Consider the following 12,064-nt stretch of genomic DNA (forward strand, 5'->3'; position numbering starts at 1 on the left):
GTGGTACGACCGCCGAACCCGCCGCCGGGGGTGGAGGAACGTCGGCGGCGGGCCCGGCGACCGGTCAGGTGGCGTAGACCTCCAGTCGGGAGAGCTGGGCGGCGGACCAGCCGGTGTTCCCGGTGACCTGGATCCGGACGTACCGCGTCGAGGTCGTGGCGACGGTGACACCCACCTGGTTGCCGGCGGCGGGGTCGAAGACCCGACCGGCCGGCGCGACGAGGGTGCGCCAGGTGGTGCCGTCGGTGCTGCCCTGCACGGACAGGGTCTGGGTCCGCGTCGCCCAGGCGGCCGAGGGGGGCAGGCCGAGCACCAGCCGCCCGATCGACGTGACGCTGCCGAGGTCGACCTGCACCCACTGCGGGAACGCGCCACCGGCGCTCTCCCAGTAGCTGTGGGCGTCCCCGTCGACCACGTGGCCGCCGACGTGCCCCTGGGTGTGGCTGCTCGACGCGGTCGTCCTGCCCCGGGCGAGGTCGGTCGTGGGCGGGGGAGCGGTGGTCGCGTACACCTCGACCTGGGCGAGCTGCGCCGCCGGCCAGGCCGTGTTGCCGGTGACCGTCACCCGCAGGTGCCGGACGGAGGTCGTGGGCACGGTGACGGTCGCCGTGTTGCCGGTCGCCGGGTCGAACCGCACCCCGGCTGCCCCGGCGAGCGTGCCGAACGTGGTGCCGTCCGTGCTGCCCTGGACCGACAGGGTCTGGGTACGCGCCTCCCAGCCGGCCGGCAGGGCGAGGACGACCCGGGTCACCGGGTGGGCGGCGCCGAGGTCGACCTGCCACCACTGGGGGAAGACGCCGTTGGTGCCCTCCCAGTAGCTGCCCCGGTCACCGTCGACCGCGTTGCCGGCGGCGAACGGGCCGTTCTGGCTGCTGGCGCTGGCCGGTCGCCCGGCGGCCAGGTTCCCGCCGGGCGGTGGCCCGCCGCCGACCACGGGTGGGGTCGGCCGGACCGGGGTGAGGGCGAGCTGGCCCTTGAGCATCCGCCCGCCGTCGGCGGTGATCCGCAGGTAGTAGTCGGCGGAGCAGAGGGTGCCGTCCTCGTCGAGCGAACGGATGCCGACACCGGCCGGCGTGGTCGCCTGCGTCTCGGTGGTCTTGGCGATCTGGTTGCCCTCGTTGTACTCGTCGAACATCGAGACGTAGAGGCCCTGCGCGCCGAGCCGGATCATGTTGTAGAGGTGCCGCCAGTAGAAGTCGCCGTGCCGGCGGTGCCCCGCCGACAGGTCGCCCGGCATCACGCAGGGCTGGTAGTCGATGCCGTGCGCGGCGCAGTCGGCCAGGTCGGGGGTGTTGACGTTGGTGTGGAACCAGTCCAGCCCGTCCAGGGTGCCGGTGCGGCCGACCATCCACGGGGAGATCATGTGGAACGCGTGGTAGACCTCGGAGAAGCCCGGCCGCGAGTCGTTGATGCCCTGTCGCCAGTACGTCGGCACCCCACCGATCACGTAGCAGCCTCGCGCCCTGAACCACTGCACGACGTCGAGGCAGGCGGCCGGGGCGAACGGACGGCCGTCGTCGTTGAACCCGAATCCCCAGATGCAGACGACCGGCTTGCCGTTCTGCCGGGCGTACGCCGGGGAGGCGGTGTGCGCGGACATCCGGTTCGTCCAGTCCTCCTTGATCTGCGACTGCATCGCCGTCCAGCCGGTGACGTCGTACATGACGTAGAACTTCCGCCCGTGCCGTTCGGCCGCGTCGCGGACCTTGACCGCCATCGCGTCGCGGGTGGGCCCCTCGTCGCCGAACGGGTTGAACCGCTGCAACGCGGCGGTGTCGCAGCCGTGGTCGCGCATCCACCGGAAGTGGGTGTCGACGGTCTGCTGGTCGTAGGAGGAGAAGAGCCGGGCCGGCTGGCCGTTGCCGAGCGCGGGGTAGGCGGTGGGGTAGCCGTTGGTGTACTCCCGCATGTCGGGCCAGGAGACGATGGTCGTGTTGCTCGGTGACGGCGGCTGGAAGCGGTCCCGGCTCCAGTGCCACCAGCCGCCGATCGGCGCGCCGTCACCCGGGCAACTGAACCAGCCCTGGTAGCCGACGGTGATCTTGCCGACCACGTCGCCGGGCGGGCTGGCGGCGGCGGCCGACGGGGTGCCGCCCGGCACCAGGTCGCGGGGGGAGACGGCGGCGAGCGCGGTGCCGGCCGCCACGGTTCCGATGAGCTTGCGGCGGGACAGTGCCATGGCAACCCCTCCTCGTGGGGGATGACGAGAGCTGACGGTCGCGGTGTGCGGGGGGTGGAGCGACCAGGGCGCTCCCGGACGGCCCCGACGGGGGACGTCACCGCCGCTCGCGGATCGGTGACGTCCCCGTCGGGGTGGCGGGGTCAGCCGCCGGTGATGGTGAAGGACGAACCCGGCTGCCGGACGATGTCACCGTCGGCCGAGTTGGTGATGGTGACGTTGGTCAGCGTCGCGCTGCCCCGGGCACCGCTCATCGCCAGGATGCCGGCGCCGTTGTTCGACTTGTCGATCTTCACATTGGTGATGGCGACGTTCGGCATGTTGCCACCGCCGGTCTTGAACTGGATGCCGTCGTAGGTGGAGTCGTGGATCTCGGTGTCCCGGATCGTGACACCGGTGATGTCACTGCCGGCGGCGAACAACGTGATCGCCCCGAACTCCTGGTCCTCGTTCCAGAACACCCCGCCGCACCGGTACAGCCCGTTGTTGGCGATCAGTGTCGTGCCCGAGAAGGGCAGTGGACTGTGGTCGGTCGCCAGCATGATGCCGGGGTAGTTCATCGTGTCGTGGATCAGGTTGTTCTCGATCGTGTTGCCGGAGCCGCCGTAGATCGCGATGCCGTTGGCCCGCCAGGGGAGCTGGATGGTGTTGTTGACGAAGCGGTTGTTCCGGGCGACGTCGGCCGTGGCGTCCTTGACGCGGGGGTTGGCCCAGACCGCCAGGGCGTCGTCGCCGGTGGTGCGGAACGTCGAGTTGAACACCCGCGAGTTGCGGGTGCCGTTGGAGAAGTTGATGCCGTCGGCGTAGGTGTTGCGGATCCGCATGCCGGTGAACTCGAGCCCGTCGCCGGGGTTCCAGTACGCCGGGGTGTCCGAGTAGTCCCGGCCGACCCAGGCCCCGACGTTGACGTGCTCGATCCAGACGTTGCTGACCTTCGTGTTCGTGCCGAACCGCCCGTTCAGACCGTGTCCCCGGTGGGCGCGGTTGGTCGTCCTGCCGAAGATGGCGATGTCGGAGATCTGGGTGTTGTCGTCGATGTCGAAGCCGACGTTGCCCTCGTGCGGGTGGTTGATGTTGCCCACCACGTTCTGCGGCTCGGTCTGGGTGTAGAGCTGCGCGTGCCACATTCCCGCGCCGCGGATGGTGACGTTCCGGATCCCCTGCTGGTTGTACTGCCCACGGGTCGGGTCGGGGGAGAGGATCTTCTGCTCCTGCCGCCACTGCCCGGCCGGGATCCAGACGCAGCTGATGACCCCGTTCTGGTCGTCGGTGACGGCCCGCTGGATGGCGGCCGAGTCGTCGACGCCGTCGTTCGGCACCGCGCCGTAGTTCGTGATCGAGGTGCACTCGGCCGGCTTGCTGGCCGCCGGCGCCACCTGCTCCAGGTTGATCAGGTCGATGACGTAGAACGACGCCGTGTCGGTCGCGTCCCGCTGGAGCTTGAACCGGGTCCCCGCCGGGTAGGAGCGCGCCAGCAGCGCGTGCGACTCGTCGAACAGCCGGCGGGCGTCGGCCTGCGGGGTGTTCGACAACGACTCGGTGTCGTCGGTGGTGCCGTAGAGCCAGCTGTGCCGCGAGGAGAGGGTCAGCTTCTGCACGAAGGTGTCGTTGGCGTAGAGGCTGATGGTGGCGTCGATGCCGCCGCCGTTCGGCGCGTCGGGGATGGAGTTGCGCACCACGATCGAGTTGGCCGCGTTGGTCGAGGTGAATTCGACGAACTGACCGGTGCTGTTCAGCCGTACCGACCTGCGCCCCGAGGACTCGGTGCCGAAGTTGGTGTGCCCGAAGGTGCGCAGCGGGTCGGCCTCGACCAGGGTTCCCTGGTAGCGGGCGGCCTCGGCCTCGTACTCGACCCACGGCGTCGCCGCACCGCGTCCGACCACGATCGACCGGGAGAACGCGTTGTTGGACTCGTTGGTCTCGGCGACGACGTTGGTGGCGTCGGCGGTGGCGGTGACGGTGGCCCCGCCGGCGGCGGCGGTCCACTGGCCGCTCATCGCCACGTTGACCGTCGCTCCCGCGCCGACCGTGGGGGTGGTGGTGTTCAGCGTGGTGCCGCCCACCACGAGCCGGGTGACCGTGGCGGCGGTGGTCCCGGTGATCCCACGGTTGCGCACCGACACGGTGAAGGTGACCGCCGCGCCGACCGCCGGGTTCGACGGGTTGGTGGCGATGTCGACGACCTGGAGGTCGGGGCCGGGTGCCTGGGTGATCACCAGGGACGACGCCGCGGTGAAGGTGTTGTTGTCGTTGTTCTGCTCGGGGACCGTGTTGGCCGGGTCGACCACCGACGAGACGCGGTGACTGCCCATCGGCTGCGTCCCGACGTTCGCCGAGACGGTGGTCGAGGCACCGGCGGCGAGCGCGCCGACCGAGGCGCTGCCCACCACCGTGCCGCCGAGCCGGAAGTCCACCCGGGTCGCGCCGGCGACGGCGGTTCCCGCGTTCCGGACGGTGGCCGACAGGGTGATCGGGGTGGCCTCGGTCACCGAGGTCGGGCTCCAGGTCGTCGAGGTGACCACCAGGTCCGGATTCGGCGCCCACCCGCCCAGCACCTGGAAGTCGGCGACCTGCCCACCGGGTGCGCCGGTGTTGCCGAGGAACCTCAGCTGCACGTCGGCCACCCGGCCGGTGACCGGGATGGTCACCGAGTTCTGGTTGCCCGACGGGCTGAAGGCGTAGTCGGCTGCGGCCTTGAGCGAGGTGAAGCCGCTGCCCGCCGTGGCCCGGCCGAGCACCTGGACGTTCTGGGTCCGGGGTCCCCAGACCGGGTCCGGGTTGAGTTTGACCACGACCGCCGTGACGTCGGCGTCGGCACCCAGCTTCACCGTCAGGGTGGCCGGGAACCCGGCGGACTCCCAGTACGAGGTGGGGCTGGTGTCGTTGGCGTTGGTCGGGACGAAGGTGAAGGTCGACGAGGACGCCTCGATCGGCTTGCCGCCGGCCAGGTTCGTGCCCACCGGCGGATCGACGGGACCGCCGCCCCCGCCGTCCACGCCGTAGACCTCCAACTCGGAGATCTGGGCGGCGGGCCAGCCCGTGTTGGCGGTGACGTGCAGCCGTACGTACCGGACGGTCGCCGCGGTGAAGTCGATGGTGACGGTGTTGCCCGAGGCCGGGTCGAACACCCGCCCGGCCGACCCGGAGAGCGTGCTGAAGGTGCTGCCGTTGGTGCTGCCCTGCACGGCGAGGGTCTGTGTTCGGGTGCCCCAGTCGGCCACCGGTGGCAGCTTCAGCTTCACCTGGTCGACGGCGACGGCGCCGCCGAGGTCGACCTGCACCCACTGCGGGAACGCGTGGGACGGGCTCTCCCAGTACGTGTGCGGGTTGCCGTCGGTGACGTTGGACGCGCCGTAGGGACCGTTGGCGCCGCTCGCCGAGGTCGCCTTGCCGGCGGAGAGGTTGGGACCGCCGGCGGCCAGCGCCGGGGTGGGCGAGATCGCCATCAGGCCGACCAGACCGGCGGCGAGGAGCCCGCCGACCAGCCGTCGGCTGTGCTTCTTCCGTTTCATGACGCCCTTCCTGAGGGGGTACGACAGGGAGCGTGGTGCCGAGGCCGTGGCCCGGCGGAGCCGGGGCGGTACGGGTGCGGTGCGATGGGGTGCGGATCCGGGGGAGGAGTCGCGGTGGCTGCCAGTACGGACCGGGACGGCGTGACCCACGCTTATTTCGCTGGTCGACACGAAGATTTACATCACCCTGTCGACTTCTTGCAGCGTGATGGCCCTCAATGTTTCAGATGTACTACCGGTTCGTCAACGGGTCCGGCGGGCGGCGACCGCAGGCGACGGCCCCCGGTGCCGGACGGTCGACCGTCCGGCACCGGGGGCCGTCAGTGGGTCACCAGGCCGCGGGCGGCGGCGGCGCCACGACCGGCGGCCGGTCGTCGCAGGTGATGGTGTTGGGCAGCTGCCACGGGGCGAGCCAGCCGCCGTCGTTGCCGCCGAGGTCGGTCAGGCCGAACTCCGACCCGCCGGGACCGAAGTGGAAGGAACCGCAGTTGTTGACGCCGACCGCTCCCACGTTCCGGGCGTCGACGTTGCGGAACGACGCCGAGCCCGCCGTCCGGGCGCTCACCACCGAGGTCCCGGTGCCGTCCACCCGGATGTCCGAGAAGTGCACGTTCGTGATGGCGTACCGGTCCTTCACCGCCCACTCGCTGACCAGCATCACGGCGTTGTAGGTGCTGTCCAGGTAGTGGTCGCCGGTCACCTGGATGTCGGCGTCGATGCTCCGGTCCAGGGCGTAGAGCCAGATCGCGCCGAGGCCGATCTTCCAGTTCAGCTCGTAGGTGCCGGCCCGGACGGTGGTGTTGTCCCTGATCCAGAGGTGACCGGTGAAGGGCTCGGCGCCGAAGCGGGCACCGACCTGGATGGCGCTGCCCTCCCGGACCGGGTCGGCGATCAGGTTGCCCGAGACGGTGTTGTCCGTGCCGCCGTAGAGGGCGATGCCGTTGGCCAGCACCGGAGACTGGACGGTGTTGCGGGCGATCGTGTTGTTGGCGTTGCCGACCTTCTCGGACCACATGGCGATCGCGTCGTCACCGGTGTTGCGGACGACGTTGTTCCGTACCACGGAGTCGGTGACGCCGGTGTGGAAGTTCAGGCCGTCGGCGATCTGGTCGACGATGACGTTGTTGGTGACCCGCAGGTTCGTCATCGGTCCGTCGAACCACAGCCCCACCTTCGTGTGGCGCAGGTGGAGGCCGTCGATGCTGGAGTGGCTCATCGCGCCACCGACGCCGTTGACCTGGTCGGTGTCGATCCGCTCGCGGACGTCGCCCTCGATCGCGAAGCCGGAGAGGTGGACGTTGCGGCTGCCGCCCGCCGACGCGGGCCGGCCGTAGAAGCCGACCCCGGTGTGCACCGAGCCGTCCGGGGCCGGGGTGTCCAGGGTGACCTGGCGTCCGCGGACGATCGTGTGCCAGTTGCCGGCGCCGGCGATGGTGACGTCGTCGACGATGATGTGCCGGTTCACCTGGTAGGTCCCCGGCGGCAGGTAGACCGGGAGCTTCGTCCGCCGGGCGACGGCGATCGCCCGGTCGATGGCGTCGGCGGAGTCCCGTCGGCCGGTGGGGTCGGCCCCGAAGAGCAGGACGTTCGCCGCGATCGGCAGGATGCGGGGCGGGCCGACCAGCTCCGAGTCGAGCAGGTCGATGACCGTCCAGGCCGCGACGCTGCGCGCCGGCACCGAGAGCCGCAGCACGCTGCCCGCCGGGTAGGTCCGGTCCAGCCGTAGCCGCTGCTCGTCGTAGAAGTGGTGCGGGCGGAACGGTTTGGTGATCGTCGGGGCGGGGGTGGTGACCGCCGGGACACAGGAGCACTCGGTGATCCACCAGTCGGGGTGCAGCAGGTCGGCGGTGGGGTCGTTGGAGAACGGGTACTGGTTGTACAGCCAGGCGTACTCCGAGGTCAGCGTCATGGTCCGGACCGGCCGCTTGCCGACCGAGACGTCCAGCGGCGCGGTGATGCCGCCGCCGGTGGGCGCGTCCGGGATGCTGTACCGCACGGTGATCGCGTTGGCGGCGGCCGGCAGGGTGAACTCGACGAACTGGCCGGGCGCCAGGCTGACCGCCCGGCGGCCGGAGGCCTCCGAGGCCAGGGTGTACGCCGTGCGGTCCGGGCCGATCGGCGTGCCGTTCGTCCGGGCGTGCTCCGCCTCCTGTTCGACGAAGCGGACGTCGGCGCCCCGGCCCGCGACGAGTGCCGGGTCGAGAGCGGCCCGGGTGATCACCGGGGCGGGACGCGCGGTGGACCGCTCCGCTGCCTGGGCGGTTCCGGCTCCGCCGGTCACCGTGGCGGCCATGATCGCCGCCAGGGCCACCGCCCCGACCGGTCGCCAGCGTGCCGGTCCGCCCGGCCGTCCTGTGGTGGTTCGAGACATCGCGTTATCCGTTCTGCTGAGGACCCGGCGACCGTCATCGACGCCGCAGGCGGTCCCCGTCGTGCCGCGGTGGATGTCAGAAGCGAGGCGGGATGGTTGCGGCGATGTTATTTCTATGTCCTGTCAGTCTTCAAGCATGAACTTGTGCGGCAATTGCAGGGCAGGTCGCCGGACCGCAGGTCGCCGGTGGGGGCACGCCGGTTCGGCCGAGCCGAGGGGCCGGGGAACCGCCCGCAGGGTGGCGGCGGTTCCCGCTGCGCCGACGATGACGTGACACGTCAACAGGCAGCTCATTTCTTGCAGAACCGGTGCAGTACCATCGCGGCGTGACGAAGCGACTCACCGAGGTGGCGAGGAAGGCCGGCGTCAGCGAGGCCACCGTCAGCCGGGTGCTGAACGGTCGTGGTGGCGTCTCCGAGGCGACCCGCACCGCCGTGCTGACCGCCCTGGACGTGCTGGGCTACGAGCGGCCGACCAAGCTGCGGGGGGAGCGGGCCCGGCTGGTCGGCCTGGTGCTCCCGGAGCTGCAGAACCCGATCTTCCCGGCCCTGGCCGAGGTGGTGACCGGGTCGCTGGCCCAGCGCGGCTACACCCCGGCGCTCTGCGCCCGGACGATCGGTGGCGTCTCCGAGGCCGACTACGTCGAGATGTTGCTGGACCACCAGGTCTCCGGCGTCATCTTCGCCGGTGGGTCGTACGCGCTGGCCGACGCCCCGCACGAGCACTACCGGCGGCTGACCGACCGGGGCCTGCCGGTGGTGCTGGTCAACGCGGGGGTGGACGAGTTGAGCTTCCCCCGGGTCTCCACCGACGACGCGGTCGCCGTGGAGCAGGCGTACGGGCACCTGCGGTCCCTCGGCCACAGCCGGATCGGCATGGTGCTGGGACCGGAGGGGCACGTCCCGTCACGCCGCAAGCTGGACGCGATGGTCCAGGTCGCGAACTGGGCCGACGACCGGGAGTGCGTCGAGCGGTCCAGCTTCTCCCTGGAGGGGGCGCGGGTCGCCGCGGCCCGCCTGATCGAGCGGGGCGTGACCGGCATCATCTGCGCCAGCGACGTGCTGGCCCTGGGGGCCATCCGGGCCGCCCGCCGGTTGGGTCGGGCGGTACCGGCCGAGGTGTCGGTGGTGGGCTTCGACGACTCCGCCTTCATGACCTGCACCGATCCGCCGTTGACCACCGTCCGGCAGCCGATCGAGACGATGGGGCAGGCTGCGGTGGACCTGCTGGTCACCCAGATCGAGGGGGCCGGTGTGCTGCACGACGAGTTGCTGTTCGAGCCCGAGCTGGTGGTGCGGGGCTCCACCGCGCCGGCCCCGGGCCGCCGGGAGCGCGGCTAGCTCGGGAAGCGGCCGCGTCGCCAGTGCCAGTGGCGGCCGGCCGTCAGGTGGTCGACGATCGCGCGCTGGAGCACGGTACGGCGCGGCAGCTGGTCGAGCGGGGTGGTCAGGTCGCGGAAGGCGAACCGCAGCACCTCGACGTCGGCGTCGATCCCTTCCGGCGCCTCGTAGGGCTCCAGTTCGAACCTGCGCTGGAACCGGACGATGTTGGAGTCGGCGGGTAGGTACTCCCGCAGTTGCGGGTCGAGCAGCCACGAGCCGCAGGTGAACGTGGTGTGGCGTTCGTCGGGGAAGTGGCGCGGGAAGAACGCGCGGGCCTGGTCGAGCGACGCGGTGACCGTGTCCGGGGTCAGCGGCCCCGACTCGGGGATGTGCAGGGCGATGGCGCTGTCGCCGCGCTGGTACTGGAGCCGGCCCAGTTCGTAGAGGCCGCCGCGCGTGTGCAGGGTCAGCCAGCTCTGCATGACCGGCCAGCCCTGGCGGCGCATCCGCCGGTCGATCGCGAGGTTGCGGCCCAGGTCCGCGAGGGTCGTCCACGAGACGGCGTCGGCGATGCCGTGATCACGGTGGTACGCCCGGACGACGTCGACCAGGGCCAGGTACGCGTACACGTAGAGGTGCCGCCAGGCGGGGCCCCGCTCGCGCGGTAGCGCCGGACCGGGCGGCAGCCAGCCGTGGCCGCCGAGATCGGCGCGGACCAGGGCGGTCGAGCGGTCGAGCAGCCAGCGCAGCTCCGGCGTCCACCGGGGGGAGTCGGGGTCGGGCCAGCCCGCCATGATCTCGGCGGCGTCGTCCGGGCGTACCGCGAGCCGGTCGAGGATCGCGGGCGCGTCGGCCCTGGCGGGCAGCGGAGCCGACGGCAGGTCGCCGGCGAGCCGGTGCACGCGGTCGACGTCCTCGACGGGTACCCCGAGCCGGGCGGCGGTGACGTCCAGGTCCACCCGGAGGACCCTACCGGCCGGCCGGCGTCCGCCATGGCCCGTACCCCTCGCGGCCCCGCGCGCCCACGGCCCCGCCGCCGGGTGCCGAACACGATCATGTCCGCATCTGTTGCTGTGAAGTCGTGTCTTTTCACATCTCAGTCGGTACCTTGCCGAGATCAGTCCGCTTCGTTACAGTGGCCCCACTCACACCTGACACCACACAGCTCCAGGGCCCGTCATCGCGGACGGGGAGGCAGCAGATCCCCCGCCCCGACGGCGATCCGGCGAACCGGCGACGGTCACGGAGCCTCACGTTCCCCGAAGGGATGGACAGATGTCCGTACCGCAGTACCGGAAGGTCGCGGCGTTGACGCTCGTGGCCGGCCTGGGGCTCGGCCTCACGGCGTGCTCCACCAAGAGCGACGACGCGGACAGCGCCGCCGGCGGCAAGGTCACCATCACGGTCGACTGCCAGCCGGTCGGCTCGCAGAAGGAGCTGTTGCAGAACTGGAACGACGACGTCGTCGAGTTCCAGCGCCAGAATCCGGACATCGTCGTCAAGAGCGTCAGCGTCGGCGAGCAGTGCAACAACCCGCCGGACTTCACCGCCCGCCTCGCCGGCGGCACCGTGACCGACGTGTTCTACGGGTACATGACCGACCTCCAGCAGGTGCTCGACTCCGGTCAGGCGATGGACATCACCGAGTACGCCACCAAGGACACCATCCCGACCTGGGACAGCGTCGACCCGGCGCTGAAGGAGGCGTTCACCGACGGCGGCAAGCTCTACGCCGTACCGGTGAAGAACTACTCGATGGGTCTGGTCTACAACAAGGCCCTGTTCCAGCAGGCCGGGCTGGACGTGAACAACCCGCCGAAGACCTGGCGCGAGGTCCGCGACGCGGCCAAGAAGATCTCCGCCCTCGGCAACGGCATCGCCGGCTACGCCGAGTACAGCGCCGGCAACACCGGCGGCTGGCACTTCACCTCGCTGCTCTACTCCCAGGGCGGCCGGGTGCTGACCGAGGACGGCAAGAAGGCCGACTTCAACAACGCGATGGGCAAGCAGGTCCTGCAGAACCTCAAGGACATGCGGTACGGCGACAACAGCATGGGGGCCCGCCAGTTGTTGCAGTGGGGTGACCTGTTGACCAACGCCGGCGCGGGCAAGGTCGGCATGTTCGTCGGCGCGCCGGACGCCACCCAGGCGATCGTGAGCCAGTTCCAGGGCAAGTTCCAGGACTGGGCGATGGGTCCGCTGCCCGGCCAGGACGGCGCGGCGAAGGGGACGCTCGGTGGTGGCGAGGGCTACTTCTTCAAGAAGGGTCTGACCCCCGAGCAGGTGCGGGCCGGTCTGAAGTGGATCGCGTACCAGAAGCTGACGCCGGGCAAGGGCCAGTTCGACTACGTCCGGGCCAAGCCGCAGAACTACCCGGTGGGCCTGCCCCAGCCGCTGCTGTTCGCCAACGGCAGCGAGGCGCAGAAGCAGGAACTCGAACTGCGCAAGGCGAACGCCAACGTGGACACCGCGAACTTCGCGGTCTTCGAGGCGAACCCGGTCCCGATCAAGGGTGAGCCGCGCAACGCGCAGGCGATCTACGCGGTCCTCGACTCCGCGATGTCCGGGGTGCTGACGAACCCGAAGGCGAACATCGACGAGCTGCTCAAGACCGCCGAAGACAAGGTCAACAAGCTCCTCGCCGCCCAGGGCTGATCCGACGGTGTGGGGGCCGGGGAAC

General features: G+C 70.9%; 6 protein-coding genes. 2 read left to right on the forward strand and 4 right to left on the reverse strand.

Annotation, left to right across the window (positions count from 1 at the left end):
* Positions 1-64: 64 nt before the first annotated feature.
* The 3 genes from AB0F58_RS15000 to AB0F58_RS15010 all read right to left on the reverse strand — a co-directional run bounded on the left by AB0F58_RS15000 (position 65) and on the right by AB0F58_RS15010 (position 8,062).
* Positions 65-2,179, reverse strand: a complete 2,115-nt coding sequence (locus AB0F58_RS15000; protein ID WP_357142654.1) for a discoidin domain-containing protein — start codon at positions 2,177-2,179, stop codon at positions 65-67.
* 143 nt (positions 2,180-2,322) lie between these two features.
* Entirely contained in the window at positions 2,323-5,691 is a 3,369-nt protein-coding gene (locus AB0F58_RS15005) for a CARDB domain-containing protein (protein ID WP_357142655.1), read from the reverse strand.
* Between the two features lie 328 nt (positions 5,692-6,019).
* Complete coding sequence (locus tag AB0F58_RS15010; RefSeq protein WP_357142656.1) at positions 6,020-8,062, reverse strand: glycosyl hydrolase family 28-related protein; 2,043 nt, start codon at positions 8,060-8,062, stop codon at positions 6,020-6,022.
* Between the two features lie 326 nt (positions 8,063-8,388).
* Between AB0F58_RS15010 and AB0F58_RS15015 the strand changes: the two genes are divergently transcribed.
* Positions 8,389-9,402: a LacI family DNA-binding transcriptional regulator gene (locus tag AB0F58_RS15015; protein WP_357142657.1), complete on the forward strand. Its 1,014-nt coding sequence runs from the start codon at positions 8,389-8,391 to the stop codon at positions 9,400-9,402.
* Here AB0F58_RS15015 and AB0F58_RS15020 read toward each other — a convergent pair.
* Complete coding sequence (locus tag AB0F58_RS15020; protein WP_357142658.1) at positions 9,399-10,343, reverse strand: acyltransferase domain-containing protein; 945 nt, start codon at positions 10,341-10,343, stop codon at positions 9,399-9,401. The genes AB0F58_RS15015 and AB0F58_RS15020 overlap by 4 nt on opposite strands.
* 316 nt (positions 10,344-10,659) lie before the next feature.
* On the opposite strand from AB0F58_RS15020, the gene AB0F58_RS15025 reads away from it, so the two are divergent.
* On the forward strand, positions 10,660-12,039 hold the full coding sequence (locus AB0F58_RS15025; RefSeq protein WP_357142659.1) for an extracellular solute-binding protein: 1,380 nt from the start codon (positions 10,660-10,662) through the stop codon (positions 12,037-12,039).
* The last annotated feature ends 25 nt before the right edge of the window (positions 12,040-12,064 follow it).

It is taken from the genome of Micromonospora sp. NPDC023956, assembly GCF_040639195.1.
Lineage (GTDB): Bacteria > Actinomycetota > Actinomycetes > Mycobacteriales > Micromonosporaceae > Micromonospora.

What these genes read in the sequence shown, in the direction of transcription:
- AB0F58_RS15025 (WP_357142659.1), top strand. Translation starts at nt 10,660, where the DNA reads ATGTCCGTACCGCAGTACCGGAAGGTCGCGGCGTTGACGCTCGTGGCC.
- AB0F58_RS15005 (WP_357142655.1), bottom strand. Translation starts at nt 5,691, where the DNA reads ATGAAACGGAAGAAGCACAGCCGACGGCTGGTCGGCGGGCTCCTCGCC.
- AB0F58_RS15010 (WP_357142656.1), bottom strand. Translation starts at nt 8,062, where the DNA reads ATGTCTCGAACCACCACAGGACGGCCGGGCGGACCGGCACGCTGGCGA.
- AB0F58_RS15000 (WP_357142654.1), bottom strand. Translation starts at nt 2,179, where the DNA reads ATGGCACTGTCCCGCCGCAAGCTCATCGGAACCGTGGCGGCCGGCACC.